Source organism: Pseudomonas sp. JZ114, from assembly GCF_051027705.1.
Taxonomy (GTDB): Bacteria; Pseudomonadota; Gammaproteobacteria; order Pseudomonadales; family Pseudomonadaceae; genus Chryseomonas; species Chryseomonas luteola.
This window is the reverse complement of sequence record NZ_CP069256.1, coordinates 1,143,570-1,168,742: the sequence shown is the minus strand read 5'-3', so window position 1 is coordinate 1,168,742 and position 25,173 is coordinate 1,143,570. Positions and strand designations below refer to the sequence as shown.

The following is a 25,173-nucleotide window of genomic DNA, read 5'->3' as shown; positions in this document are numbered from 1 at the left end:
GTGCTCGACCTTCAATGAAACCGGTTTCAGGAGGCGTTATGAAACCTGATGTCGTAGTGACTACTTCTGCCTTTGGTGCTGATGCCGTACGCGCTCGCGGTCAGGAAAATTTCCTTCCGCTGATAGCAGGAGCCGGCGCCAGTACCGTCGAGATACGTGACGAACTGTTCGATGACATGCGACCTGAGCTATCTGCCCTGGGTAACAGCATAGCTGCACAGGGACTGGAATGCGTCTACTCGGTCCCCATCGAGCTATGGTCACAAGGCGAGCATCAACCCACCCGTGAGTTACAGCCTGCGATGGTACGCGCCGCCCGCCTTGGAGCGCATACGCTCAAGATCTCCCTTGGCCACTTCACACCTTACTGTGACATGGAAGCATTGGGTCACATGCTGGACGCCAGCTCAGTGCGTCTGCTGATTGAAAATGACCAGACTCCGCAAGGGGGTCGACTCAAGGCCTTACAAACGTTTTTTGATGTTGTGCAGCGAATGAAACTGCCTATCGGCATGACCTTCGATGTCGGCAACTGGCACTGGCAGAACGAGCAACCAGAAACGGCCGCACAATTACTGGGATGTTACGTGGAGTACATCCACTGCAAGGCTGTTCGCGAGCGCAACGGCCGTCTTCATGCGATGCCCCCTGAAGCCGAGGATCTGAAACGCTGGGCGCGGCTATTTACTCATTTCAAGACAGGACTGCCACGCGCCATCGAATTTCCCCTGCAGGGCGACGTGGTTCGCGAGACCCAGCGTCATGTCGAGGCATTGGGCCGTCTTGGTACCACTCAGCAGGAGATGCACCATGCCTGATTACGACGTGCTGGCCTTTGGCGAGACGATGACAATGTTCGTGGCTGAAGAGCCCGGTGACCTGGCCAACGTCGAGCACTTCGGCAAGCGTATCGCCGGGGCTGACAGCAATGTCGCCATTGGCCTGACCCGTCTGGGTTTGAAAGTAAGATGGTTGTCACGGGTAGGCGATGACTCCCTGGGCCGTTTCATTCGTGCAACGCTTGAACGCGAGGGGGTCGACTGCAGCCGGGTTGCCATCGACCCCAAGCACACTACGGGCTTTCAGTTCAAATCGAGGGAAATCGATGGCCGTGATCCCATCGTGGAGTACTTTCGCAAGGGGTCAGCCGCCAGTCACCTATCGATAGAGCATGACTTCGATGACGCCCTACTGGATGTTCGCCATGTACATGCGACGGGTATTCCACCCGCCCTTTCAGATTCGCTTCGCGAACTGACCTACCACTTGATGAACAGTGCACGCCAGCAGGGCCGTAGTGTGTCCTTTGATCCCAACCTGCGTCCCTCCCTTTGGCCTAGCGAAGCCCGCATGCGTGAGGAGATTAACCGCCTCGCCAGTCTGGCCCACTGGGTACTGCCGGGCTTGGCCGAAGGCAGGTTACTTACCGGCTATGACACTCCCGAAGACATTGCTGCCTTCTATCTGAACCAGGGCGCCCAGGTGGTTGCTATCAAGTTGGGACCGGAGGGTTCCTACTACCGCACCCATGAAAGCGAGGGTCACGTTTCTGGCTATCCGGTGGAAAACGTCGTCGATACCGTCGGCGCTGGCGATGGCTTCGCAACCGGTTTTGTCAGTGCCTGCCTCGAGGGCCTGGATGTTTCCGCTGCCGTGGCCCGGGGTAACTGGATCGGTGCAAAGGCCGTACAGGTTATCGGAGATATGGAAGGTCTGCCCTACCGCCACGAGCTGCCATAACACCTGGACACCCCATGGACAACAACAATAAGCCCACAGGTATATCGTCATGAATGCAACCTCCTCCATTGCCACCCGCCGCTGGTGGTACATCATGCCCATCGTGTTCATCACCTACAGCCTGGCCTATCTGGACCGGGCCAACTATGGATTCGCGGCCGCTTCCGGCATGGCTGATGACCTGGCCATTACTCCAGCCATGTCGTCGCTACTGGGTGCTCTGTTCTTTCTTGGCTATTTCTTCTTTCAGGTGCCTGGCGCGATATACGCTGAAAAGCGCAGCGTAAAAAAGCTGATCTTCTGGAGCCTGATCCTATGGGGCGGCTGTGCCACATTGACCGGCGTGATTCCAAACGTACAGGCCCTGATTGCGATTCGCTTCCTCCTGGGCGTGGTTGAGGCAGCGGTCATGCCGGCCATGCTGGTTTATCTCTGTCACTGGTTTACCCGTGCGGAGCGCTCCCGGGCCAATACCTTTTTGATCCTGGGTAATCCCGCAACCATTCTCTGGATGTCGGTCGTCTCGGGCTACCTGGTGCATACCCTCAACTGGCGCTGGATGTTCATCATCGAGGGCTTTCCCGCCATTATCTGGGCCTTTATCTGGTGGCGCCTGGCCGATGACCGTCCCGCACAGGCCAAATGGCTGAGCACTCAGGAAAAGCAGGACCTCGAGAGCGCGCTTCAGGCTGAACAGGTGGGTATGAAACCCGTCAAGAATTACCGGGAGGCCTTTCGCTCGCCCAAAGTCATTCTGCTGTCTGCCCAGTATTTCTGCTGGAGTATTGGCGTATATGGTTTCGTGATCTGGCTTCCTTCCATCCTGAAACAGGCCGCTCAGCTGGATATTGTCGAGGCTGGCTGGCTATCCGCTCTGCCTTATCTGATGGCGGTCCTTGCCATGCTGGCGGTCTCCTGGATGTCCGACAAAACCCTCAACCGCAAACGCTTTGTGTGGCCGCCGCTACTGATCGCCGCCCTCGCTTTTGCAGGGTCGTTCATGCTGGGCACTCAACATTTCTGGTGGTCCTACACCTTGCTGGTTATCGCAGGTGCCTGCATGTACGCGCCTTACGGTCCGTTCTTCGCCATCGTGCCGGAGATCCTACCCAGCAACGTAGCGGGTGGAGCTATGGCGCTTATCAACAGCATGGGAGCACTGGGTTCCTTTGTTGGCTCCTACATCGTGGGTTATCTAAACGGTGTTACCGGTACTCCTGCTGCGTCCTATGTCTTCATGGGCAGTGCACTTCTCGTCTCTGCCGTGCTGACTATGCTCCTGCGTTCCGCTCCTACTGCCAGCCAGGAAACAGCCAAGAACGCACAGCCGATGCGTACGGCCACCTCTCACTGAACAGGACTGCTCATGAAAAAGCGTGTCATTGCCTACAAGAAATTCTCACCCGCGCTGACTGCTCGCCTGCAGGAAGCAGCTGAGCTGATCTATGTCGATGTAACCGGTACGCATGGTCTGGCACCGCTGGAAGACGCCTTGCCAGACGCGCACGGCCTGATTGGTTCCAGCGTCAAACTCAACGCTGAACTGCTGGACAAGGCACCTCACTTGGAAGCCATTGCTAGCGTATCGGTAGGCTACGACAACTATGACCTCGATTACCTTACCCGCCGCTGCATTCTCTTGTGCAACACCCCGGATGTACTGACGGAAACAGTCGCTGACACAGCTTTCGCCTTGATCCTGTCGACCGCCAGACGTGTGGTTGAGCTTGCGAACTATGTCAAGGCGGGAGACTGGCAGGCCAGCTTGGGGGAGCCCCTCTTCGGCAGTGATGTTCATGGCAAGACGCTGGGAATAGTGGGAATGGGCCGGATCGGATCGGCGATTGCCCGTCGCGGTCACTTCGGCTTTGGCATGACTATCCTCTACAACAGCCACTCACCCAAGCCGGATATCGAACGGGAGTTCGCCGCACAATACCGCTCCCTGGACCAACTACTGAGCGAGGCGGACTTTATTTGTGTCACCGTACCGCTAAGCCCTGAAACAACGCGGCTTATCGGGGCGCGGGAGTTCGCGTTATTAAAACCGGAAAGCTTTTTCATCAACATCTCTCGTGGCAAGGTGGTTGATGAGAAGGCCCTGATCGACGCGCTTCAAAAGCAGCAGTTCAAAGGTGCCGGTCTGGATGTCTTCGAAAAGGAGCCGCTTCCGGCAGACTCCCCCCTGCTGAACCTGCCCAATGTGGTCGCTACACCCCATATCGGTTCGGCAACCCATGGCACGCGCGAAGGCATGGCACGCTGCGCGGTCGACAATCTGCTGGCTGCCCTGTCAGGTAAGCGCCCGCCTGATCTGGTCAATCGGGAGGCGTGGGAACGACGTAGCCAGTAAAGGTGAATCCACCTCGCGAGCGGCTGTCCAATGTCTGTCGATTACATGAGGGAAACCACCATGGCTGCAAATAAAGAAGAAATTGCCGAACTGCTCCAGCAAGCCCGTATGCAGGCTGGCAAAGCGGCCGATCAAGATCAGCCTGCTTATTACCGTGATGCCTTCGAGGCACTTGCCCAGGCGATTGAAAAGCTGGCAGAGGCTGCAGGCGAGTCCCACCATGACAAAGTGGTTCGCGCCGTTGAAGAGTTTCAAGGAGATGAAGGCATCTGAATACCCTGCCAGACCATCCAAACGCCCGGATCATCCGGGCGTTTCTACATTCGAAACGCACCTTTCATCACGCAACCGTCATCCTACTTTCACAGCGCGGCAACCTCTGCGACCTCTCGTCGCACCCATGAAACATAGCGAAGCCTCTCCCTGTCGGACCTTGGGTAGGCACCTTGAATGGGCCTAAGCGAGTTGCTTGAGGGCAACTCACCCTTTCACGTCCCAACAGGAGAATGAAATGGTTGATGTAAACAGCATTAAAGAACACGCCGAAATCGTAGGATCCGATGGCCAGCACGTTGGCACAGTCGATCACCTGGAAGGCACTGATCGTATCAAGCTGACCAAGCAGGATCAGGATGCCAATGGCCAGCACCACTATATTCCGCTGTCCTGGGTGAAGTCTGTCGAAGGCGGCAAGATTCAACTGGTCAAGACGCGTGACGAAGCCGAGCGCTCCTGGCAGGCAGCCTGACCGGGTCATTACCGGTATGAGTGATTGCCGCTCATACCGGCCCCTCGATATTTATTCCCAAACATGATGATAGGCCGCCTCTAGAGCGGCGAATGGCATACACTTCGGACCGCCACCGACGGACGATCATCATGAATCACAACACCACCCTTGTTTTCATCATTCTGTTTTCAGCCATGCTTATCACAGGCTTCGCCAGAAATCAGCATCCTGTCGGCTTGGCCCTGCTATGGGCAGGCACATTGGGCATGCTGGGCCTGATCATCGCCATCATTACCCGCGCCCTTTCCATTTGCAGCCCCCTTGAAGCTTTTTTCCGCCTCTGTTGAAACGTCCGGCTATCAGGCCACGCGCTCAGGCGACTGATGAGGCTGCAACGGCGGCGTTAATGGAGGCAGGCCATAGGCTGCACGCGCAGCATCGCACCGCTCATTATGCTCACCATTGATCCATGAGGCTTCGAACTCACGGCAAGGGCTCGGTCGGCTCTCATACATGGTGCAACGCGTACCGCAGCCTACATCGCCCAATAGGCTGACGCAGCGTGCAGGTTTGGTATCAGTACCTACCATCGCAACGTGGTGAGGAGTAACCCCCACCGTCAACTCATCCGGCACCAGGCCACCGGCGGACCGGCATTCACCCCAGTAGAACGACACACGAAAAAACGCGCAGCAAGCACCGCAGTTAAGGCAAGGATTATCGGTCGACATGTTTGGCAGAACACCAGAAAAAACCGGACGAATGCCGGCGAGAGAAGCGTCATTTTATTCGCGGCAAAGCCGTTGTGAAGGGGGGTTGAGAGAAAATTTAGTACCTCCTGGACGATAGGCTGATAGCGTCTTTACCCATCAGTCACCCGCTTCCGGCTACCGCTTGGGTTTAACGCCTCAACAGCCTCCTACCCGGTGCTTTTTATCCGACGATACCGACAAATCCGGTAGAATTGTCGACCCTGTAAAACGACCCCGCGAGTGAATGACCTGTATGGAAAGCCTTTCCAACCATACGCCAATGATGCAGCAATACCTGAAGATCAAGCATCAGCACCCTGAGCAGCTGCTCTTCTATCGCATGGGTGATTTTTACGAACTTTTTTATGATGATGCCAAAAAGGCGTCCAAGCTGCTCGACATCACACTGACTGCCCGTGGCGCGTCGGCAGGCAAGCCTATCCCCATGGCGGGCATCCCCTTTCACTCAGCCGAAGGGTATCTGGCCAAACTGGTCAAACTGGGTGAGTCCGTAGTCATCTGCGAGCAGATCGGCGATCCGGCTACCAGCAAAGGCCCCGTGGAGCGTCAGGTCGTCAGGATTCTTACGCCTGGCACAGTCAGTGATGAAGCCCTGCTGGATGAGCGACGCGATAACCTGCTCGCCGCCATTCTAGGCGATCACAAACTGTTCGGTCTTGCGGTCCTGGACATCACCAGTGGACGCTTTGTTGTTCAGGAGCTATCCGGCTGGGAGCCGCTCATGGCCGAGATCGAGCGACTCAACCCGGCCGAGCTGCTTATTCCTGATGACTGGCCGCAGGGCCTACCTATCGAGAAGCGCCGCGGACTTCGCCGTAGAGCACCCTGGGACTTCGACTGCGACACGGCTGTCAAGAGTTTATGCCAGCAATTCGGTACGCAGGACCTCAAAGGCTTTGGCTGTGACAAGCTCAAACTGGGCATCGGTGCGGCTGGTAGCCTGCTGGCCTATGCCAAAGAGACGCAGCGTACTGCGCTTCATCACCTGCGCAGCCTGCATCACGAGCGCCTGGACGACACGGTCATTCTGGATGGCGCCAGCCGTCGCAACCTGGAACTGGATACCAATCTCTCCGGCGGCCGTGAGAATACACTGCAATCGGTGGTCGATCGCTGCCAAACGGCCATGGGTAGCCGCCTTCTGACTCGCTGGCTCAACCGCCCCCTGCGCAACCGCAGCGTCATCCAGGCGCGCCAAGACGCCATTACCTGCCTGTTGGAGCAATACCGCTTCGAACAGCTGCAACCTCAACTGAAAGAGATCGGCGACATAGAGCGTATCCTGGCCCGAATCGGACTGCGTACGGCTCGCCCGCGGGATTTGGCTCGTCTGCGCGACGCGCTCTCGGCGCTCCCCGGATTACAGCACGGCATGCAGGATCTGGTAGCGCCTCATCTCAACGACCTGGCCAAAAGCATCCAGACCTATCCCGAACTGGCGGATACGCTTTCTCGCGCTGTTGTCGACACTCCGCCAGCAGTCATCCGCGATGGCGGCGTCATCAAGCGCGGCTACGATGCCGAGCTGGACGAGCTACAGACCTTGAGCGAGAACGCCGGGCAGTTTCTGATGGATCTCGAAGCTCGGGAAAAGGCTCGCACCGGCCTTTCCGGCTTGAAAGTTGGCTACAACCGCGTCCATGGTTACTTCATCGAGCTACCCCGGATGCAGGCTGAGCAGGCACCAGCTGACTATATTCGCCGACAGACGCTCAAAGGGGCCGAGCGCTTCATTACGCCGGAGTTGAAGGCGTTTGAAGACAAGGCCTTGTCAGCCCAGAGCCGTGCACTGGCCCGTGAAAAGGTCCTGTATGAAGCCTTGATCGATAGCCTCATCGAACAGCTTGCCCCCCTTCAGGACACCGCGGCGGCCTTGGCCGAGCTTGATGTACTGAGCAACCTGGCCGAACGTGCACTGAACCTCGACCTCAATCGACCGAATTTTGTCGATGAACCCTGCCTGGAAATATCACAGGGCCGTCACCCCGTTGTGGAGCAGGTGCTGGATGCCCCGTTTGTAGCCAACGACCTGAACCTGAATAACGATACGCGGATGCTGATCATTACCGGCCCGAACATGGGCGGTAAATCCACCTATATGCGTCAGACCGCCCTGATCGTTCTCCTGGCACATATCGGTAGCTTCGTACCGGCAGCGGCGTGCCGCCTGTCCCTGGTAGACCGCATCTTTACCCGAATTGGCTCAAGTGATGACCTAGCAGGCGGGCGCTCGACCTTTATGGTCGAAATGAGTGAAACCGCCAACATCCTGCACAATGCCAGCGAGCATAGCTTGGTCCTCATGGATGAAGTCGGGCGAGGCACCAGTACCTTCGACGGCCTGTCATTGGCCTGGGCCGCTGCTGAACAGCTGGCCAAGCTGCGTGCCTACACTCTGTTTGCAACACACTACTTCGAGCTTACGGTTCTGCCAGACAACGAGCCGGTAGTAGCCAACGTGCACCTCAATGCCACTGAGCACAACGATCGGATTGTCTTCCTGCACCATGTTCTGCCCGGCCCGGCCAGCCAGAGCTACGGCCTTGCGGTCGCTCAACTGGCAGGTGTACCTAGTCAGGTCATCCAGCGGGCCCGTGAGCATCTGGCGCATTTGGAAAAGACCAGTCTGTCCCACGAAGCCCCGAAAACGATCAGCCAGGCACCTCAACCCATGCAGGCCGATCTGTTTGCAGCGGCTACGCATCCGCTGTTGGATGAGATGGAAAAACTGAATCCCGACGAGCTGACGCCACTTAAAGCGCTGCAGCTTATCTATGAATGGAAAAAGCGTATCTGACAACCCGATGACGGGGATTGGCCTAATACTGCTAAAATCCCGCGCCTAGCCGCCTGAGGAGTTCTAATAATGACTTTTGTTGTCACCGACAACTGCATCAAATGCAAATATACCGACTGTGTAGAAGTATGCCCGGTGGACTGCTTTTACGAAGGCCCCAACTTTCTGGTCATTCATCCAGATGAGTGCATCGACTGCGCTCTATGCGAGCCGGAATGCCCTGCACAGGCTATCTTCTCTGAAGATGAGGTACCGGAAAACCAGCAGGAATTCATAGAGTTGAACCGTGATCTCTGTGAAGTCTGGCCGAACATCACCGAGAAGAAAGAAGCGCTGGCCGATGCGGAAGAGTGGGACGGCAAGCCTAACAAGTTGCAGTACCTGGAGCGCTGATCAGGGCTTGAACCCAGCTGTTCAGGCGCTGCATTTGTTGCACGCATCTAAAAGGGCGAGTTAACTCGCCCTTTGTCTTTGTTTATTCATCTGCCGCACCACCCTGCAACCCGCTCTCTTTCTCCGCTGCCTAGAGCATTAGAGAACCTCCCGTGACTCACCTCTGCCACCTCGTTATCACGTTGCCGATGGCTTTCGCGCGCCTATAAAAAAGCCCAACTCAACGTCGGGCTTTAGTGCCAATTAGAAGGCTTATTGAAACAACGAGTCGCTCGACAAGCCGTTACGCTCAAAAATCTCGCGCAACCGCTTTAGGGCCTCGACCTGTATCTGCCGTACCCGCTCGCGGGTCAGGTTGATCTCCTGCCCGACTTCTTCAAGCGTACAGCTTTCATGCCCGCGCAAGCCAAAACGCCGGACAACCACCTCACGCTGCTTGTCCGTCAACTCCGACAGCCATTGGTCAATGCTCTGACTGAGGTCGTCATCCTGCAATAGTTCGCACGGATCGCTTGGCCTATCGTCGGTAAGCGTATCGAGAAGCGTCTTGTCTGAATCAGGCCCCAAAGACACATCAACAGAGCTAATCCGCTCATTAAGTCCCATCATCCGCTTCACCTCTTCCACTGGCTTTTCCAGCAGACAGGCGATCTCTTCCGGCGACGGCTCATGATCAAGCTTTTGCGCCAGTTCACGGGCAGCCCGCAAATACAGATTAAGCTCCTTGACCACATGAATGGGCAGACGAATCGTCCTCGTCTGGTTCATGATGGCACGCTCGATGGTCTGTCGGATCCACCAGGTCGCGTAGGTTGAGAAGCGGAAGCCACGCTCAGGATCGAATTTTTCTACCGCGCGAATCAGCCCCAGGTTGCCTTCCTCGATCAGATCGAGCAGGGACAGCCCCCGATTCACATAACGGCGAGCAATCTTCACCACAAGACGAAGGTTGCTCTCAATCATACGGCAGCGGCCAGCGGGATCTCCCTTTTGCGCTAATCGCGCAAAATGAACCTCTTCCTCAGGAGAAAGCAGTGGAGAGAAACCGATTTCATTGAGATACAACTGAGTCGCATCGAGCGCCCGGTTGTAATCGATATGCTTGGTTTGCTTGGACGTACGTGATTGAAGTGCTTTAGGCGCATCACCCAGTAGCTGTGATGCATCAAATGACCCTTCTTCGAATGAGACGGAAGTTTCCAGCAGGAGCACTTCGTCACTCATGTCAAACTCGGGTTCTTTTTTATTAAGCGCCATGATCAATGTCCCTTGCTTGAGTTCGACAACAAGCCCGGGCGTGATCAATCCCCCTGATTACGCCTGAACCCGTCCCCCTAGCGCTGGAACGGGTCAGACAACGAGTCAACGATTTGGCAAATATTGCAGAGGATCTACGGGTTTACCCTGCCGGCGAATCTCAAAATGCAGCTTCACCCGGTCGGCTCCTGTAGAACCCATCTCGGCGATTGTTTGCCCGACCTTGACCTGTTGCCCCTCCCGAACCAGAAGCCTGCGATTATGACCGTACGCACTGACGTAGGTTTCGTTGTGCTTGATGATAATCAGCTCACCGTAACCCCTTAACCCATTGCCTGCATACACGACGGTTCCACCAGAAGCCGCCAGAACAGGCTGTCCCAAATCTCCGGCTATATCAATGCCTTTATTCAAACTGCCGTTCGAGGAGTACCGGGAAATCAGTGTGCCCTTAGTGGGCCAGGCCCAGCCTGCAGAAGTCTTGGCAACCTCGACAGTTGGTGTAGTCGCCGGAGGCGCCGTTACCGGCGGAGGCGCAGCTGGAACGCTCTGCGCTACGGGTGGAGAGGCGGGTGCAGGCGTAGCCACAGGCGTGTTCGTACTAGCCGGAGCGGTGGAAACAGGCGCAGACGACACGGTTTGTACGGGTCTTCGAGAGGTAGTTGCGACCGTACTGGAGCTGCTGCCGCCAAAGTTGATTTTTTGGCCAACATGGATGACATACGGTGGAGAAATACCGTTATGAGCAGCAAGGCTTCGCCAATCCCATCCATTACGGGAGGCTATAGCGTAGAGGGTATCCCCCCGCCGAACGGTATATTGTCCTTTTGTAACACGGTATGTATTTGCCGAACCACCGGAGCGATCAACGACTTGTACACCTCGGGATGAGGAGCTGGAGCATCCTGACAAGACGAGACTTAGCATCAGAGCCACTACCACGCTGATCCCACTACCGTTGCGAATCCCTCGCAGCCGGGCCTTAAGAAGCCTCACTCCTTCCCCCTTAGAAAGCTTGTACGTCAACGCAAGCCGAATTGGCCGCTGTATTGACCATTGCCAATGCTATCGTTCCCTGACGAAGGGGTCAGGCCAACGGTCCATTCAGAAGTGGAACAAAGCGCACAGAATCGAGCACTTGACGTGAAAAACCTTCTTCCTGGCGTTCGATCAACAATAATTGCTGCTCTTCGCCCTCACCTACCGGAATCACGAGACGTCCACCCGGTGCCAGCTGATCCAGCAAGGCTTGAGGCACTTCACGAGCCGCCGCTGTTACGATGATGCCGTTATAGGGAGCCAGGGCTGGCCAGCCCTCCCACCCATCTCCCCAGCGAAATACGACGTTGCGCACATTAAGTTCGACCAGGCGCTCTTTGGCTCGGTCCTGCAGCGACTGAATACGCTCAACAGAGAACACACGCTCAACCAGTTGGGCCAGCACCGCAGTCTGGTAGCCGGATCCCGTACCGATCTCCATGACTTTATCCAGCGGACCGGCTGCCAGCAGCAGCTCGGTCATGCGAGCCACCATGTACGGTTGAGAAATGGTCTGGTTATGACCAATGGGCAGTGCCGTATCTTCGTAAGCGCGGTGCGCCAGGGCTTCGTCGACAAACAGATGACGGGGCGTGCGGCGAATCACTTCCAGCACCTGCGCATTGGACAGGCCTTCCTCATAAAGCCTTTGAATGAGCCGTTCGCGAGTCCGCTGCGAAGTCATGCCGATCCCATGACGCTGCATATGCTCTTGCCCCTGATTCATCGAAACATCTCCTCTAGAACAGCCAGCCCGGCAAACCCTTCATGGAAGGTCCGATCCAACTGTAGCGGCGTAATCGATACGTAACCTTGCATCACCGCATGAAAATCCGTGTCCGGGCCACTGTCTTCAGCATCACCCGCGACTGCGATCCAGTACCCTTCCTTACCCCTGGGATTAACGTCCCTGACCGGAGGCTTGGCACGTGCACGATGGCCCAACCGGGTCAGCCGAACCCCTTTAATGTGCTCAAGCGGCAAGTTGGGTATGTTGACATTCAGCACCGTACGCGGCGGTAGATCGAACTGCGTATGAGCTTCGACCAGCTGCCGGGCGATTTGCGCGGCCGCCGAAAGATTATCCGGAAGCCGTGATAAGAGCGAGAAGGCAAAAGCCGGACGATCAAGAAAGCGACCTTCCAGCGCCGCTGCCACCGTTCCCGAGTATAGAACGTCATCGCCCAGGTTGGCGCCCAGGTTAATACCTGATATGACCATGTCAGGCGTATGCTCCAGCAGACCGTTGATGCCCAGATGCACACAATCGGTAGGCGTACCGTTTATACCGATATAACCATTAGGCAACCGCTGTGGATGCAACGGACGATCCAGCGTCAAGGCGCTGCTGATTCCACTCATATCCGTCAATGGCGCTACCACGGTGCACTCGGCATAGTCGTCCAGCGCCGCATGCAAGGCAGCAATGCCGGGTGAAAGAACGCCGTCATCGTTGGCAATCAAAAGTCGCATGGAGTATCCGTCTGTCCTGCCGTGGCCAGCGAGACGAGCTCACGCACTACAACGGTAGCAAAGCAGCCAGCCGGCAAGACGAAATCAAGTTGCAGAATGTCAGGCTCGGGATAATGCCATGACAAACCGTTAATAGGGAGGCGAAGAATGCGCCGTTCATGCCGAAGCCCCGCATCAGCAAGCCAGGCGGGCAATCCGGCCGCATCGGCGGCTACACCCTGTTCTTCCTGTTGGACTGCGCCACCGGCAGGTGAGTCACCTTCTCCCCAGAGCGGGCCGGTAGGGTGAAGGTCAAGGGCCGTCAGCCGGGGGTCGGAGCACTCTGCCTCCCCCGCAGGGAAAAAGCTGCGGCTGTCAGTGAAGGCCAACAGATCGCCAACCCTGGCCAGATTCCAGCTTCCGGCGGCAACACGTTGCGCCAATACCTGATTGAACAGGTAGCTACGCGCTGCGGACAGTATGCGGGAACGGCGATTACGCTGTTCGGGCAACGTGCCTTGCTGTGCGAAATGCCGCGCCTCGTCCAAGTTGCCACCCTCGTACCCGAAGCGTTGCAGTCCGAAGTAATTCGGTACGCCTTCAGCGGCTATCTTGCTCAGCCGCTCCTCCAGCTTATCCCTGTCAGCCGCCAGCTCGGTCAGCCTGAGCGTGAATCCATTGGCTGCGTGAGCGCCGCGCTGAAGCTTACGGCGGTGCCTGGCCCGCTTCAGGATGCACAGGGCATCGCCTTCAGCAGCGCTGAGCTCAGGGTCGGTCTTTCCTGGAAGGTGCAGGCTGAACCATTGACGCGTGAGCGCCTGTCGATCCTTGAGCCCTGCATAACTGATGGCCCGCAGTGGAACACCAGCCGCGCGCGCCAAACGACGTGCAGCCTCCTCTGTGTTGAGGCCTCGCTTCTCGACCCAGAGCCAGAGATGTTCACCCTCGCCTTCCAAGGGAATATCGAGCACCTCGTTCACTTGAAAGTCTTCGGCAGTCGCCTTCAATACAGCGGTACCACAGACCGGTCCATGAGCCGTCGGGCCTAGCAGTTCGATTTCAGTCATACCGGAAGCAACAACGCTACTGCATGCACGGCAATGCCTTCCTCACGCCCGACAAATCCCAAGCGTTCTGTGGTGGTTGCCTTTACATTAACCTGATCAAGCTCAACCTGCAGATCTTCTGCAATCACACGACGCATGGCATCGATGTGAGGGGCCATCCTGGGAGCCTGGGCGATAATCGTGGCGTCGACGTTACCAACCTTGAAGCCCTTTTGCTGGACCAGACCCAACACATGACGTAGCAATGCTCGGCTATCGGCACCCTTGAACTGAGGATCGGTATCTGGGAAGTGCTTACCGATATCGCCCAGTGCAACCGCTCCCAGCAGGGCATCTGCCAAGGCATGCAGAACGACATCGCCATCCGAGTGAGCAACCAGTCCAGAAGTGTGGGGAATCTGTACACCGCCCAGCGTGATGAAGTTACCTTCACCGAAACGATGGACATCATAGCCGTGGCCAATTCGCATAAATAAAAACGCCCTGAAGGATCAGGGCGTCAATTCTACCGGGGTAATCCGTAAACGTCGCCGTTACCGAACACGCAAGTTCGATCAATCGATCAGCGCGCGGGCATGATGACGCAAATGATCCTCGATAAAGGTGGCAACGAAATAGTAACTATGGTCATAACCTGGCTGCAGACGCAGGGTCAAGGGATGACCGACACGGGTAGCTACCTGCTCCAATGCCTCTGGTTTGAGCTGCTCGGAAAGAAAGCTGTCCTGTTCCCCTTGATCTACAAGAACAGGTAGTCGTTCCTGCGCTTTTTCCATCAGTGCACAGGCATCCCACTCAGCCCAGGTGGAACGGTCTTCCCCCAGATAATTGGAAAACGCCTTTTGCCCCCAAGGACAATTCATCGGATTTACGATAGGTGAAAAAGCCGAAACCGAACGATAGAAACCGGGATTACGCAAGGCGCAGACCAAAGCACCATGGCCTCCCATCGAGTGGCCGCTTACGCCACGCTTCTCCGACACCGGGAAGTTTGCCTCGATGACAGCAGGCAGCTCCCTCACAACGTAATCATGCATCCGATAGTGTTTGGCCCAGGGCTCGCGAGTGGCATTTAGATAAAAGCCTGCTCCTAGTCCAAAGTCCCAGGCACCTTCAGCATCATCGGGCACGTCCGGACCACGAGGGCTGGTATCCGGTGCTACGAGTACCAGTCCTAACTCAGCAGCTACTCGATGCGCGCCAGCCTTCTGCATGAAGTTCTCATCGGTGCAGGTCAATCCTGACAACCAGTACAGAGCTGGCAGCTGTGTTTTCTGCTCGGCTTGAGGAGGCAGATAGACAGCAAAAGTCATCTCACAGCCCAGAACCGTCGACCGATGCTTGTAGCGCTTGTGCCAGCCGCCAAAAGACTTCTGGCATGAGACCAATTCCAGCGTATTGCTCATGGATAGCTCCTTATGGGCAGAGACAGGCCCGACTTTGCAAGACGCCGGACCCATGCATGATCAATAGTGGATAACCGTACGAATGCTCTTACCTTCATGCATCAGATCAAAGGCATCGTTGATCTTGTCCAGCCCCATGGTGTGGGTAATAAAGGTATCCAGCGGAATTTCGCCCTTCTGGGCCTTATCGACGTAGCCCGGTAGCTCGGTGCGACCTTTGACGCCTCCGAACGCACTGCCCCGCCATACACGCCCCGTAACCAGCTGGAACGGACGTGTACTGATTTCCTGACCAGCGCCAGCGACACCAATAATGACCGACTCACCCCATCCCTTGTGGCAGCATTCCAGTGCAGCACGCATAAGCTTCACGTTACCCACACACTCGAACGAGTAATCCACGCCGCCATCCGTCAGCTCGACTATCACTTCCTGGATAGGCTTGTCGTAGTCGTTGGGATTGACGAAATCCGTAGCCCCTAGCTGCTTGGCAATTTCAGCCTTGGTAGGGTTGATGTCGATGGCGATGATACGTCCCGCCTTGGCCATAGTCGCACCGATTACCGCTGACAGGCCAATACCACCCAAACCGAAGATGGCTACCGTAGCGCCCTCTTCCACCTTGGCAGTGTTCAGTACTGCACCGATCCCGGTAGTAACACCACAGCCGAGCAGGCAGACTTTCTCCAGAGGCGCTTCCTTGGGAATCTTGGCCAGCGAGATTTCCGGCAATACCGTGTACTCAGAGAACGTGGAAGTCCCCATATAGTGATAGATCGGCTGGCCTTTATAAGAGAAACGGGACGTGCCATCCGGCATGAGCCCCTTGCCCTGGGTAGCGCGAATGGCTTGGCATAGGTTGGTCTTGCCGGACAGGCAAAACTTGCACTTGCCACATTCCGGGGTATACAGCGGAATGACATGATCACCTACGGCAACGGACGTCACTCCCGGACCAACCGCCTCGACGATACCGCCGCCCTCATGCCCAAGGATCGCAGGAAAAATACCTTCCGGATCAGCGCCGGACAGTGTGTAGGCATCGGTATGGCAGACACCTGTCGCCACGATACGAACCAGCACCTCGCCGTCTTTAGGCGGGGCAACATCTACTTCAACGATTTCAAGGGGCTTGTTAGCCTCAAAAGCAACAGCAGCGCGTGATTTAATCATGGAGGTCGTCATCCATCTGGTGATACGGTACGTCTAGTGTATGAGCTTTGATTCAGTTAATAATCCAACGTACTGCAAAATATTATTGCCATACAGGGATAATCATGAGCGCCTGGGAAGGCTTGGATGAGTTCGTTGCGGTTGCTGAAGCAGGTCATTTCAGCTTGGCCGCCGAACGGCTTGGTGTTTCCTCATCCCATGTCAGCCGACAAATCGCCCGACTGGAAGAACGTCTGCAGACACGCCTGTTCTATCGGAGCACGCGCAGTGTCGTGCTGACCGAGGCCGGACAGACCTTTCTTCAGCATTGCCAACGCCTGCAGGACGCCCGCGAGGAAGCACTTCGGGCCGTCAGTGATCTGTCCAGCGAACCCAAGGGATTGCTGCGCATGACATGTGCAGTGACCTATGGGGAGCGTTTTATCATCCCCCTGGTAAACAGCTTCATGGCACTGCACCCGCAATTACGTCTGGAAATAGAGCTTTCCAACCGCACGCTGGACCTGGTGCAGGAAGGCTTCGATCTGGCAATCCGCCTGGGCCGGCTAAACGATTCTCAACTCATAGCAACCAAGCTTGCGCCTCGCATCATGTACCTTTGCGCTGCGCCACGCTATCTCGAGCGCTTCGGCGCTCCCCATGCCCTGTCAGAACTGGCACGGCATAACTGTCTGATCGGTAATAGCGATGTTTGGACCTTTCAGGAAGATGGACGGGAAATCCCCATCAAGGTTACAGGAAACTGGCGCTGCAACAGCGGCCAGGCCGTTCTGGATGCGGCACTCAGAGGATTTGGTCTGTGCCAGCTGCCGGATTACTACGTGGCTCCTCACCTGACACGAGGAGAGCTGGTCTCCCTGCTGGAAAACCGGCAACCGCCCAACACAGGCGTATGGGCGCTGTATCCACAGCGGCGCCACTTGTCCCCGAAGGTCAGGCAACTAGTGGACTACCTCAAAAGCAATCTGGTCACCTATCTTCAGAGCTGACGCGAGAGTTGCCAGCAGAGACGCCATACGTCCAACGGTTGGAACCCGCCGTTGCCGGGCTCGTCGTACCTATATGGAACATGAAAGGGTCATGCTCCAAACAGTCGAATCCCAGAGGTCAGAACGGCACCGCATTCTTGAGCATTCTGCATCGATACTTTCAAAGCGATGTGAAACCGAAAGCGGAAACGTTCTGCCTTGCCGGATTCAGCGAGGAGCCGGCTCTGCCTGGTCTATACCAGGTGCCACGCTCATTCGTAGTTGACGAACCCTCCATAACCATAGCGAGGAAGCCGCCATGTACGGACCCATCACCAAAGCAACATTGGCTGAACTAATGGAAAAGCATGAGCCGCCATGCCTATCGATTTACATGCCTACCCATCGAAGCTTTCCAGAGCGCACACAGGACCCGATCCGCTTCAAGAATCTGGTCCGCGACCTGAGAGCCTCTCTGGAACAGCAATTCCCCGACGCTCCCAGCGATACGCTACTCAAGCCATTCGATGAATTGGTTGATAACCGCGACTTCTGGAATCACACCCGTGATGGTGTCGCCGTCTTTGGTGGAAAAGACTATTTCATGGTTTATCCGCTGCAGCGCAAGGTGCCCGAAGTGGCCCTCGTCAATTCTCAGCATTATTTGAAGCCCATTCTTCGTATTGCTCAGTCAGCAGATCGTTACCAGATTCTGTGCTTGTCTCGTAATCAGGTACGCCTCTTTGAAGGCAACCGGGACGTATTGGATGAAGTTGAGCTGGCGCCTGAAGTACCCCGCAATCAAGATGAGGCATTAGGTTCAGAACTAACGCCCAAGGATCAGATTGGTAACACCAACGGCTTTGGTGGAGCGAGCGAGCGTGGCGACCCCATGATCCACGGCTCTGGTGGAAGTGGTAAGCAAGAGCAGATCGATATCGACTGTGAGCGCTTTTTTAGAGCTGTCGACCGAGCCATTACTGAACACCACTCCAAACCCTCTGGACTGCCCCTTATTTTGGCTGCGCTCCCGGAAAATCAGACCGTTTTCCGTCATGTCAGTCACAACCAGCAGCTTTTGGAAAAAGGTATTTCTATCGGCCAGGGTGCCTTGGATACAGAAATGCTGCGCCAGGAAAGCTGGAAGCTCATGGAGCCTATGTACTTGAAGCGCCTGAATGGCATTCTTGACCAATACGGCGAATCTCGTGGCCAAGGCTTGGCCTCCGATCAACTGGAAGAAATTGGAAAAGCCACTGCTGAAAGCCGTGTAGCCATGCTGCTGGTAGAGGCTGATCGCCAGATACCCGGGCTGCTTGATCGGGAAAGTGGCGAGCTGCATCCCTCCAAACCCGCTGGAGCTGAAACAGCCGATGTGCTGGATGAGCTGATCACCTACGTCATGGAACATGGCGGCGATGTGGTCGTCGTACCCCGTGAACGTATGCCGTCCAAGACGGGGGCAGCGGCAGTGTATCGCTTCTAAAGGGTCAGGTCGTGGGCGTCGGTTCGTGCCGGCGCTCATGCCAAAGTTGCGTCAGCCAGACCAGATCCTCGGGCCGCGTAATCTTGATGTTATCACTTCGCCCTTCTATCACGCGGGGTCTATAGCCCGCCCACTCCATAGCGGAGGCTTCGTCCGTGATCATGACGCCAGCAGCCAATGCATCACTGAGCGCTTGTCTCAGATGGCCCAATCGAAACATCTGGGGTGTATAGGCCTGCCAGATGACACTACGATCTACTGTCACCTCAACCCGGCCATAAGGGTCGACACGCTTTAACGTATCCTTGACTGGAATAGCCAGTAATCCCCCAACCTCATCATCAGCCAGCTCCTGCAATAGCCGATCAATGTCGCTCTGAGCCAGATTAGGTCTTGCTGCATCATGTACCAATACCCAGTCAAGATCAGATGCGCCGCAGGCTTCCAGCCGCATAAGGCCGTTCAGTACAGAGTCGGCACGTTCCTTCCCACCAGTAGCCCGGGTAATCCGATTATCCGTAGCGCAGACAAGACCAGGCCACCATCTGTCATCAACCGCCAGGCTAACGACTATGCCCTGCAGGGAAGTATGATCCAATAACGCAGAAAGCGTGTGCTCAATGACCGTTCGGCCCGCCAGATCCAGATATTGCTTGGGGCGATCCGCTCGCATGCGCGAACCGATACCCGCTGCCGGAATAACGGCCCAGAAAAGAGGTAATGAGGTATTTATCATTTGGACTGCAGGTAAAGGGTCTCACCCTCTCTAACCATACCGAGCTCATGGCGCGCCCGCTCTTCAACCGTCTCCATGCCCTTTTTCAACTCAGCAACTTCCGCCTCGAGGATCCGGTTGCGTTCAAGCAGCTGCTTATTTTCCTCATCCTGACTAGAAATCTGCTCACGCAGCTCTTTTACCTGCGCCAAACTGCCATCACCTACCCACAGGCGATACTGCAGGCCGGCTAATGCAATGATCAGGACAGGAAACAACCAGTAAGGGCTACGCATTGGCTTTACGGTTCAAAGCAACAAGTTAAGTGAGCTAATGAGAACATACTTAAAACAAGAGCAGGAAGGAAATGATGCCTATATCGATAAGCGACACTTCAATCCTGCTCTTTTAACACATCATTTCGCAACAGCGGAGCGGCTTGCGCCGCTCACTGTGAACTCAGCTACGAAATTCGGCACGTCCACGGTACGGTGCTTTTGCACCAAGCTGCTCTTCGATACGAAGCAGCTGATTGTACTTGGAGACCCGGTCTGAACGGCACAGTGAGCCGGTCTTGATCTGCCCTGCCGCAGTACCCACGGCAAGATCAGCAATCGTTGCGTCTTCGGTCTCACCCGAGCGGTGAGAAATAACTGCTGTATAACCAGCAGCCTTGGCCATCTGGATGGCTTCCAGCGTTTCGGTCAGAGAACCGATTTGGTTGAACTTGATGAGGATGGAGTTACCGATACCTTTCTCGATCCCTTCCTTGAGAATCTTGGTATTGGTCACGAACAGATCGTCACCTACCAGCTGCACCTTGTTGCCGATCTTATCAGTCAACGCCTTCCAGCCAGCCCAGTCGGACTCATCCATACCATCTTCGATAGAGATGATCGGGAAACGCTCGCTCAGACCCGCAAGATAATCGGCAAAACCAGGAGCATCGAATGTCTTGCCTTCGCCAGACAAGCTGTACTGACCGTTTTCATAGAACTCGCTGGAGGCGCAGTCTAAGGCCAGAGTTACATCCGTGCCCAGCTTGTATCCGGCCTTTTCAACCGCTTCGGCAATAGCGCCTAGGGCATCTTCGTTGGAGGACAGGTTCGGGGCAAAGCCACCTTCATCGCCCACGGCAGTATTCAGGCCACGCGCCTTGAGAACCGCCTTCAAGTGATGGAATATCTCAGCACCCATGCGCAGGGCATCAGCGAAGCTTTTTGCGCCAACCGGCTGAACCATGAACTCCTGGATGTCGACATTGTTATCGGCATGCTCGCCGCCGTTGATGATATTCATCATCGGAACCGGCATGGAGTACTGACCGGGCGTGCCGTTCAGCTCTGCGATATGGGCATACAAGGGCAGATCTTTATCCTCGGCGGCCGCCTTGGCAGCTGCCAGGGATACCGCCAAAATGGCGTTGGCGCCCAGCTTGGACTTGTTCTCGGTACCATCGAGCTCGATCATCGCTTTGTCGAGCGCTTTCTGATCCGATGGGTCCTTGCCAATAAGAAGATCACGGATCGGGCCGTTTACATTACCAACGGCTGTCAGAACACCCTTGCCCAGGTAACGGCTCTTGTCGCCATCACGCAGTTCCAATGCCTCGCGGGATCCTGTGGATGCACCAGAGGGCGCACAAGCCCTGCCGACGATACCGTTATCAAGAATCACCTCGGCTTCCACGGTAGGGTTACCGCGGGAATCCAGAATTTCCCGGCCTTTTATGTCGACGATCTTTGCCATTGTTATACGCTCTCCATGGTTCTGGTCAGGTGCAAACTGCACCTTCGGCTTCTTATTTGGAACTAAGTTCAGCGGAGCATCAGGCGGTTTCGATTGGAGTGAACGACTTCACCAGTTCATCCAGTGCCTTTAGCTGAGCCAGGAAGGGCTCCAGCTTGTTCAATCGAAGTGCGCAAGGGCCATCGCACTTGGCACTGTCAGGATCAGGGTGTGCCTCCAGGAACAGACCTGCCAGTCCCTGACTCAAACCGGCCTTGGCCAGATCGGTAACCTGTGCACGGCGACCACCTGCGGAATCGCTGCGACCGCCAGGCATCTGCAGGGCATGGGTCACGTCAAAAATGACCGGGTAGTCGAACTGCTTCATGATGCCGAAGCCCAGCATGTCGACTACCAGATTGTTATAACCAAAGGACGTGCCACGCTCGCACAGGATCAACTGATCATTACCCCCTTCCTCACATTTCTTCAGGATATGCTTCATTTCCTGAGGCGCGAGGAACTGGGCTTTCTTGATATTTATAACGGCATTGGTCTTAGCCATGGCGACTACCAGATCCGTCTGCCGGGACAGGAAAGCCGGCAGCTGGATGATGTCGCATACTTCTGCAACCGGTGCCGCCTGATAGGGCTCATGGACGTCCGTGATAACCGGTACATTGAAGGTCTTCTTGATCTCTTCAAAGATCTTCATGCCCTCTTCCAGGCCTGGGCCACGGAAAGAGTTGACCGAAGAACGGTTGGCCTTGTCGAAGCTGGCCTTGAAGATATAAGGGATACCCAGCTTCTGCGTTACCTTCACGTACTCTTCGCAGATCTGCATCGCCAGATCGCGAGACTCAAGCACGTTCATTCCGCCAAACAGCACGAACGGCTTATCGTTAGCCACTTCGATAGTACCGACACGAATCGTTTTCTGAGCCATAGTCATCAAGCCTTATTAGCGTATTTCAGAGCCGCATTCACGAAACCGCTGAAGAGCGGATGACCATCACGCGGGGTAGAGGTGAATTCCGGATGGAACTGGCACGCCACAAACCAGGGATGATCCGGCGCCTCGACGACTTCCACCAATGCACCGTCGCCGGAACGGCCAGTGACCTTCAGGCCCGCCGCCATGATTTCGGGCAGCAGGTTGTTGTTCACTTCGTAACGGTGACGGTGACGCTCAACGATTACGTCTTGCTGGTAGCAATCATGTACCAGAGTACCTGAAGACAATTGGCACTCCTGAGCTCCCAGGCGCATGGTGCCCCCCAGATCCGAAGCTTCTGTACGGATTTCGGTAGCGCCGGACGCATCCTGCCACTCGGTAATCAAACCAACCACCGGGTGCTGACCAGACTTGTCAAATTCGGTGGAGTTGGCATCGCTCCAGCCTAATACGTTACGGGCGAACTCGATTACCGCTACCTGCATGCCCAGGCAGATACCCAGGTACGGAATCTTGTTCTCACGTGCATACTGAACCGTGCGAATCTTGCCTTCTACACCGCGCAGACCAAAACCACCCGGCACAAGGATCGCATCAACGCCCTTGAGCAGATGGGTACCCTGCTGCTCGATATCTTCCGAATCGATATAGCGCAGATTGACCTTTGTACGGCTCTGGATACCGGCATGCGTCATCGCCTCGATAAGCGACTTGTATGCATCCAGAAGCTCCATGTACTTGCCAACCATGGCGATAGTTACTTCACGCTCTGGGTTGAGCTTGGCATCGACCACACGATCCCACTCGCTCAGGTCAGCCTGACCGCATTCGAGGCCAAAGCGCTCTACCACGAAATCGTCCAGACCCTGCGCATGCAGAACGGAAGGAATACGATAAATCGTATCCACGTCTTCCAGAGAGATGACGGCACGCTCTTCCACGTTAGTGAACAGCGCAATCTTGCGGCGGGAAGAACTGTCTACCGGATGATCGGAGCGGCAGATCAAAACATCAGGCTGCAGGCCGATGGAGCGCAATTCCTTTACCGAGTGCTGAGTCGGCTTGGTCTTGGTTTCACCCGCGGTTGCAATATAGGGCACCAACGTCAGATGCATCAACATGGCACGGCGAGCGCCGATTTCCACGCGCAACTGGCGTATGGCTTCCAGGAAGGGTTGGGACTCGATGTCACCTACGGTACCGCCGATTTCGACCAGCGCCACATCCGCATCACCTGCGCCCTTGATAATACGGCGCTTGATTTCATCGGTAATGTGAGGGATTACCTGAACGGTTGCGCCCAGGTAATCGCCGCGACGCTCCTTGCGCAGCACATCCATGTAGATGCGGCCGGTCGTGAAGTTGTTGTCCTGAGTCACTGTAGTGCGAATAAAACGCTCGTAGTGACCCAGGTCGAGATCGGTCTCGGCACCGTCATGGGTGACAAACACTTCGCCGTGCTGGAATGGGCTCATGGTACCTGGATCGACGTTGATATAGGGATCCAGCTTGAGCATGGTGACCTTCAAGCCCCTCGCTTCCAGAATGGCGCCCAAGGAAGCCGAGGCAATGCCTTTCCCCAATGAAGAAACAACACCGCCCGTGACGAAGATGTAGCGCGTCATGAATTTTCCTAGAAATCTGTAGTTAGGCGGAAAGCCGCCGGGAAGCGAGGGAGGCCTAGAGGCCTCGGTTGAGCACGGTAATACTTCATGCCCAACGCACACCGGTTGTTACGTAAACAACAAGTGCGGTACAAGACGGGAGCGTAGTCTACAACAAAGTGCCTTTCAGCTCAAACGCTGGCCGCTCGTCGCAGGAACCCACTCGAACCGCCAGTGCTGATCGGCTGGACCACTGAGTCCAGACAGATTCGCAATGGCTATCAACTGCCCGTTACAAAACAGCAGCGGCAATCTGCCGCGCAAGAACGTCGGCACATGATGCTCATTCAGGAGCCGTTTGAGATCTCTGTGCCCGCGCCCAGGGACAGCCATGATTTCTCCTCCCTGACGATAGCGGACTTCAAGTGATCCCGAGGGCCGCTGACCAACGATATACACTTGTCCATTGCCACCCAACGCTACCTCCGACTCCTTTTCAGGCCACTGACAAGGCACACAGGCGGCGCCCAACCACTGATGCGGTAACCACCAGAGCCGTCCCGCCCCCCGATGTATCTCACCGCTTTCCAGCACCCAGACGGGACTGGCCGAGGGACTGGCATCCCGCAATGCAGCCCAGCCCACCCAATGATCAGTATCTGGCATACGGCTATATCGATCTAACCAGTGGCGAAGTGCGTTGCGCTGACGGTGCTCGCTCAGCTGCCTGATAATCTCAAGTTCGAGACTTGGAAGCGGCAACCAAGGAAATGCAGTAGCTGTCTGTGCGGCAGACAAGTCCATGGCAGCGCACTCTTCAAGAATAGCCAGCGCCTCGGCCATATGCCCTGCACTGCGGGCAACGCTGGCTGAAGCCTGCGGCCATCGTAAGCGCAGTCGAGTGAGAATCTCATGGCGCAGGAAGTTACGATCCTGAACAACCTGTATGTTACTAGGATCTTCCACCCACTCCAGCTTTTCCGCTAAGGCATAACGTGACAGTTCAGCTCGAGGAACAGACAAGAAGGGTCTTACCAGGCGCCCCTCAGCCATTGCACGCGAGGTCGCCATGGCAGACAAACCTTTTACCCCAGCTCCACGCAGCAGTCTTAGCAGCAGAGTCTCCGCCTGATCGTCCTGATGCTGAGCCACTAGCAGAACTTCATGCTCTCTAACGTGCCGCGCAAAGGCGGCATAGCGTGCATCCCGGGCCGCTCGCTCCAGGCTTGAATTCTGATCCACTTGTACATGCTCGACGCTCAAGGGAACCTGGAGCAGGTCACACATCTGCCGACAATGCTCCACCCACTCGTCAGCCTCTTTAAGAAGACCATGGTGCACATGAATCGCATGTAGCGACGGCACCTGCCTGCAGAAGGACAGCCGCGATAAAACATGCAGAAGAACTGAAGAATCCATGCCACCTGAAAATGCGATATGCCATCGCTTGGCATGCAGATAGGGCGTCAAGACCTTCAGGACGTTGTTAGCCAGAGGGGGAAGCGGGACATCAGAAAGGGACATGGCTGCCCATCAAT

At 55.9% G+C, this 25,173-nt stretch carries 26 protein-coding genes; 11 read left to right on the top strand and 15 right to left on the bottom strand.

Translation table 11 applies throughout. The features are described 5' to 3' along the window. The first annotated feature begins 38 nt into the window (after positions 1 to 38). The 7 genes from JQR90_RS05465 (at position 39) to JQR90_RS05435 (ending at position 5,170) form a co-directional block, all read left to right on the top strand. On the top strand, positions 39 to 818 hold the full coding sequence (locus JQR90_RS05465; RefSeq protein WP_010797421.1) for a sugar phosphate isomerase/epimerase family protein: 780 nt from the start codon (positions 39 to 41) through the stop codon (positions 816 to 818). Then, the gene (locus JQR90_RS05460; protein WP_010797420.1) at positions 811 to 1,740 is read left to right on the top strand and encodes a sugar kinase; all 930 of its coding nucleotides are present in this window, start codon (positions 811 to 813) and stop codon (positions 1,738 to 1,740) included. Before JQR90_RS05465 ends, JQR90_RS05460 begins: the two co-directional genes overlap by 8 nt. Before the next feature lie 49 nt (positions 1,741 to 1,789). Beyond that, the gene (locus JQR90_RS05455) at positions 1,790 to 3,094 is read left to right on the top strand and encodes an MFS transporter (RefSeq protein ID WP_010797419.1); all 1,305 of its coding nucleotides are present in this window, start codon (positions 1,790 to 1,792) and stop codon (positions 3,092 to 3,094) included. Positions 3,095 to 3,106: 12 nt separating this feature from the next. Continuing rightward, positions 3,107 to 4,093, top strand: coding sequence for a 2-hydroxyacid dehydrogenase (locus tag JQR90_RS05450; RefSeq protein WP_010797418.1), 987 nt, complete (start codon positions 3,107 to 3,109; stop codon positions 4,091 to 4,093). Positions 4,094 to 4,153: 60 nt separating this feature from the next. Next, positions 4,154 to 4,366, top strand: coding sequence for a hypothetical protein (locus JQR90_RS05445; protein ID WP_010797417.1), 213 nt, complete (start codon positions 4,154 to 4,156; stop codon positions 4,364 to 4,366). Positions 4,367 to 4,604: 238 nt separating this feature from the next. Continuing rightward, positions 4,605 to 4,841: a DUF2171 domain-containing protein gene (locus JQR90_RS05440; RefSeq protein ID WP_010797416.1), complete on the top strand. Its 237-nt coding sequence runs from the start codon at positions 4,605 to 4,607 to the stop codon at positions 4,839 to 4,841. 131 nt (positions 4,842 to 4,972) lie between these two features. Beyond that, positions 4,973 to 5,170 carry a hypothetical protein gene (locus JQR90_RS05435; RefSeq protein ID WP_010797415.1) on the top strand — a complete coding sequence of 66 codons (198 nt, stop codon included), beginning with the start codon at positions 4,973 to 4,975 and terminating at the stop codon, positions 5,168 to 5,170. Between the two features lie 12 nt (positions 5,171 to 5,182). Here the strand turns inward: JQR90_RS05435 and JQR90_RS05430 are convergent, their stop codons facing one another. Continuing rightward, entirely contained in the window at positions 5,183 to 5,554 is a 372-nt protein-coding gene (locus JQR90_RS05430) for a YkgJ family cysteine cluster protein (RefSeq protein ID WP_010797414.1), read from the bottom strand. 274 nt (positions 5,555 to 5,828) lie between these two features. On the opposite strand from JQR90_RS05430, the gene mutS reads away from it, so the two are divergent. Further along, complete coding sequence (gene mutS / locus JQR90_RS05425; RefSeq protein ID WP_010797413.1) at positions 5,829 to 8,393, top strand: DNA mismatch repair protein MutS; 2,565 nt, start codon at positions 5,829 to 5,831, stop codon at positions 8,391 to 8,393. 69 nt (positions 8,394 to 8,462) lie between these two features. Further along, entirely contained in the window at positions 8,463 to 8,786 is a 324-nt protein-coding gene (gene fdxA / locus JQR90_RS05420) for a ferredoxin FdxA (RefSeq protein WP_010797412.1), read from the top strand. 252 nt (positions 8,787 to 9,038) lie between these two features. Here the strand turns inward: fdxA and rpoS are convergent, their stop codons facing one another. The 8 genes from rpoS to JQR90_RS05380 form a co-directional block, all read right to left on the bottom strand. Further along, positions 9,039 to 10,043 carry an RNA polymerase sigma factor RpoS gene (rpoS, locus tag JQR90_RS05415; protein WP_010797411.1) on the bottom strand — a complete coding sequence of 335 codons (1,005 nt, stop codon included), beginning with the start codon at positions 10,041 to 10,043 and terminating at the stop codon, positions 9,039 to 9,041. 105 nt (positions 10,044 to 10,148) lie between these two features. Then, positions 10,149 to 10,970 carry a peptidoglycan DD-metalloendopeptidase family protein gene (locus JQR90_RS05410; RefSeq protein WP_434140771.1) on the bottom strand — a complete coding sequence of 274 codons (822 nt, stop codon included), beginning with the start codon at positions 10,968 to 10,970 and terminating at the stop codon, positions 10,149 to 10,151. A gap of 160 nt (positions 10,971 to 11,130) precedes the next feature. Further along, positions 11,131 to 11,766: a protein-L-isoaspartate(D-aspartate) O-methyltransferase gene (locus tag JQR90_RS05405; RefSeq protein ID WP_167517287.1), complete on the bottom strand. Its 636-nt coding sequence runs from the start codon at positions 11,764 to 11,766 to the stop codon at positions 11,131 to 11,133. Positions 11,767 to 11,804: 38 nt separating this feature from the next. Beyond that, complete coding sequence (surE, locus tag JQR90_RS05400; RefSeq protein WP_434140608.1) at positions 11,805 to 12,554, bottom strand: 5'/3'-nucleotidase SurE; 750 nt, start codon at positions 12,552 to 12,554, stop codon at positions 11,805 to 11,807. Then, entirely contained in the window at positions 12,542 to 13,600 is a 1,059-nt protein-coding gene (truD, locus tag JQR90_RS05395; protein WP_434140606.1) for a tRNA pseudouridine(13) synthase TruD, read from the bottom strand. The genes surE and truD overlap by 13 nt, the downstream gene beginning before the upstream one ends. Next, on the bottom strand, positions 13,597 to 14,070 hold the full coding sequence (gene ispF, locus JQR90_RS05390; protein ID WP_312508371.1) for a 2-C-methyl-D-erythritol 2,4-cyclodiphosphate synthase: 474 nt from the start codon (positions 14,068 to 14,070) through the stop codon (positions 13,597 to 13,599). Before ispF ends, truD begins: the two co-directional genes overlap by 4 nt. 84 nt (positions 14,071 to 14,154) lie before the next feature. After that, complete coding sequence (gene fghA / locus JQR90_RS05385) at positions 14,155 to 15,006, bottom strand: S-formylglutathione hydrolase (protein WP_074828124.1); 852 nt, start codon at positions 15,004 to 15,006, stop codon at positions 14,155 to 14,157. A 60-nt stretch (positions 15,007 to 15,066) separates the two neighbouring features. Beyond that, positions 15,067 to 16,179, bottom strand: coding sequence for an S-(hydroxymethyl)glutathione dehydrogenase/class III alcohol dehydrogenase (locus JQR90_RS05380; protein WP_434140603.1), 1,113 nt, complete (start codon positions 16,177 to 16,179; stop codon positions 15,067 to 15,069). A 104-nt stretch (positions 16,180 to 16,283) separates the two neighbouring features. Between JQR90_RS05380 and JQR90_RS05375 the strand changes: the two genes are divergently transcribed. Together JQR90_RS05375 and JQR90_RS05370 are read left to right on the top strand one after the other, a co-directional pair. Further along, positions 16,284 to 17,168 carry a LysR substrate-binding domain-containing protein gene (locus JQR90_RS05375; RefSeq protein WP_010797401.1) on the top strand — a complete coding sequence of 295 codons (885 nt, stop codon included), beginning with the start codon at positions 16,284 to 16,286 and terminating at the stop codon, positions 17,166 to 17,168. Between the two features lie 298 nt (positions 17,169 to 17,466). Beyond that, positions 17,467 to 18,633, top strand: a complete 1,167-nt coding sequence (locus tag JQR90_RS05370; protein ID WP_010797400.1) for a hypothetical protein — start codon at positions 17,467 to 17,469, stop codon at positions 18,631 to 18,633. Between the two features lie 4 nt (positions 18,634 to 18,637). Here JQR90_RS05370 and ispD read toward each other — a convergent pair whose 3' ends face one another. The 6 genes from ispD to tilS form a co-directional block, all read right to left on the bottom strand. Beyond that, positions 18,638 to 19,369 carry a 2-C-methyl-D-erythritol 4-phosphate cytidylyltransferase gene (gene ispD / locus JQR90_RS05365; RefSeq protein WP_010797399.1) on the bottom strand — a complete coding sequence of 244 codons (732 nt, stop codon included), beginning with the start codon at positions 19,367 to 19,369 and terminating at the stop codon, positions 18,638 to 18,640. Continuing rightward, the gene (locus tag JQR90_RS05360) at positions 19,366 to 19,644 is read right to left on the bottom strand and encodes a septum formation initiator family protein (RefSeq protein ID WP_010797398.1); all 279 of its coding nucleotides are present in this window, start codon (positions 19,642 to 19,644) and stop codon (positions 19,366 to 19,368) included. Before JQR90_RS05360 ends, ispD begins: the two co-directional genes overlap by 4 nt. Before the next feature lie 163 nt (positions 19,645 to 19,807). Beyond that, a complete protein-coding gene (gene eno / locus JQR90_RS05355; RefSeq protein ID WP_010797397.1) occupies positions 19,808 to 21,097 on the bottom strand; it encodes a phosphopyruvate hydratase in 1,290 nt (429 codons plus the stop codon). Between the two features lie 79 nt (positions 21,098 to 21,176). Beyond that, positions 21,177 to 22,022, bottom strand: a complete 846-nt coding sequence (gene kdsA / locus JQR90_RS05350; protein WP_010797396.1) for a 3-deoxy-8-phosphooctulonate synthase — start codon at positions 22,020 to 22,022, stop codon at positions 21,177 to 21,179. A gap of 5 nt (positions 22,023 to 22,027) precedes the next feature. Further along, positions 22,028 to 23,656, bottom strand: coding sequence for a CTP synthase (locus tag JQR90_RS05345; protein WP_010797395.1), 1,629 nt, complete (start codon positions 23,654 to 23,656; stop codon positions 22,028 to 22,030). Between the two features lie 165 nt (positions 23,657 to 23,821). Continuing rightward, positions 23,822 to 25,159, bottom strand: coding sequence for a tRNA lysidine(34) synthetase TilS (gene tilS, locus JQR90_RS05340; RefSeq protein WP_010797394.1), 1,338 nt, complete (start codon positions 25,157 to 25,159; stop codon positions 23,822 to 23,824). Positions 25,160 to 25,173: the final 14 nt, after the last annotated feature.

Excerpts from the sequence above, each read along its gene's own strand:
- JQR90_RS05465 (WP_010797421.1), top strand. The coding sequence starts at position 39 with ATGAAACCTGATGTCGTAGTGACTACTTCTGCCTTTGGTGCTGATGCC.
- JQR90_RS05460 (WP_010797420.1), top strand. The coding sequence starts at position 811 with ATGCCTGATTACGACGTGCTGGCCTTTGGCGAGACGATGACAATGTTC.
- JQR90_RS05455 (WP_010797419.1), top strand. The coding sequence starts at position 1,790 with ATGAATGCAACCTCCTCCATTGCCACCCGCCGCTGGTGGTACATCATG.
- JQR90_RS05450 (WP_010797418.1), top strand. The coding sequence starts at position 3,107 with ATGAAAAAGCGTGTCATTGCCTACAAGAAATTCTCACCCGCGCTGACT.
- JQR90_RS05445 (WP_010797417.1), top strand. The coding sequence starts at position 4,154 with ATGGCTGCAAATAAAGAAGAAATTGCCGAACTGCTCCAGCAAGCCCGT.
- JQR90_RS05440 (WP_010797416.1), top strand. The coding sequence starts at position 4,605 with ATGGTTGATGTAAACAGCATTAAAGAACACGCCGAAATCGTAGGATCC.
- JQR90_RS05435 (WP_010797415.1), top strand. The coding sequence starts at position 4,973 with ATGAATCACAACACCACCCTTGTTTTCATCATTCTGTTTTCAGCCATG.
- JQR90_RS05430 (WP_010797414.1), bottom strand. The coding sequence starts at position 5,554 with ATGTCGACCGATAATCCTTGCCTTAACTGCGGTGCTTGCTGCGCGTTT.
- mutS (WP_010797413.1), top strand. The coding sequence starts at position 5,829 with ATGGAAAGCCTTTCCAACCATACGCCAATGATGCAGCAATACCTGAAG.
- fdxA (WP_010797412.1), top strand. The coding sequence starts at position 8,463 with ATGACTTTTGTTGTCACCGACAACTGCATCAAATGCAAATATACCGAC.
- rpoS (WP_010797411.1), bottom strand. The coding sequence starts at position 10,043 with ATGGCGCTTAATAAAAAAGAACCCGAGTTTGACATGAGTGACGAAGTG.
- JQR90_RS05410 (WP_434140771.1), bottom strand. The coding sequence starts at position 10,970 with ATGCTAAGTCTCGTCTTGTCAGGATGCTCCAGCTCCTCATCCCGAGGT.
- JQR90_RS05405 (WP_167517287.1), bottom strand. The coding sequence starts at position 11,766 with ATGACTTCGCAGCGGACTCGCGAACGGCTCATTCAAAGGCTTTATGAG.
- surE (WP_434140608.1), bottom strand. The coding sequence starts at position 12,554 with ATGCGACTTTTGATTGCCAACGATGACGGCGTTCTTTCACCCGGCATT.
- truD (WP_434140606.1), bottom strand. The coding sequence starts at position 13,600 with ATGACTGAAATCGAACTGCTAGGCCCGACGGCTCATGGACCGGTCTGT.
- ispF (WP_312508371.1), bottom strand. The coding sequence starts at position 14,070 with ATGCGAATTGGCCACGGCTATGATGTCCATCGTTTCGGTGAAGGTAAC.
- fghA (WP_074828124.1), bottom strand. The coding sequence starts at position 15,006 with ATGAGCAATACGCTGGAATTGGTCTCATGCCAGAAGTCTTTTGGCGGC.
- JQR90_RS05380 (WP_434140603.1), bottom strand. The coding sequence starts at position 16,179 with ATGATTAAATCACGCGCTGCTGTTGCTTTTGAGGCTAACAAGCCCCTT.
- JQR90_RS05375 (WP_010797401.1), top strand. The coding sequence starts at position 16,284 with ATGAGCGCCTGGGAAGGCTTGGATGAGTTCGTTGCGGTTGCTGAAGCA.
- JQR90_RS05370 (WP_010797400.1), top strand. The coding sequence starts at position 17,467 with ATGTACGGACCCATCACCAAAGCAACATTGGCTGAACTAATGGAAAAG.
- ispD (WP_010797399.1), bottom strand. The coding sequence starts at position 19,369 with ATGATAAATACCTCATTACCTCTTTTCTGGGCCGTTATTCCGGCAGCG.
- JQR90_RS05360 (WP_010797398.1), bottom strand. The coding sequence starts at position 19,644 with ATGCGTAGCCCTTACTGGTTGTTTCCTGTCCTGATCATTGCATTAGCC.
- eno (WP_010797397.1), bottom strand. The coding sequence starts at position 21,097 with ATGGCAAAGATCGTCGACATAAAAGGCCGGGAAATTCTGGATTCCCGC.
- kdsA (WP_010797396.1), bottom strand. The coding sequence starts at position 22,022 with ATGGCTCAGAAAACGATTCGTGTCGGTACTATCGAAGTGGCTAACGAT.
- JQR90_RS05345 (WP_010797395.1), bottom strand. The coding sequence starts at position 23,656 with ATGACGCGCTACATCTTCGTCACGGGCGGTGTTGTTTCTTCATTGGGG.
- tilS (WP_010797394.1), bottom strand. The coding sequence starts at position 25,159 with ATGTCCCTTTCTGATGTCCCGCTTCCCCCTCTGGCTAACAACGTCCTG.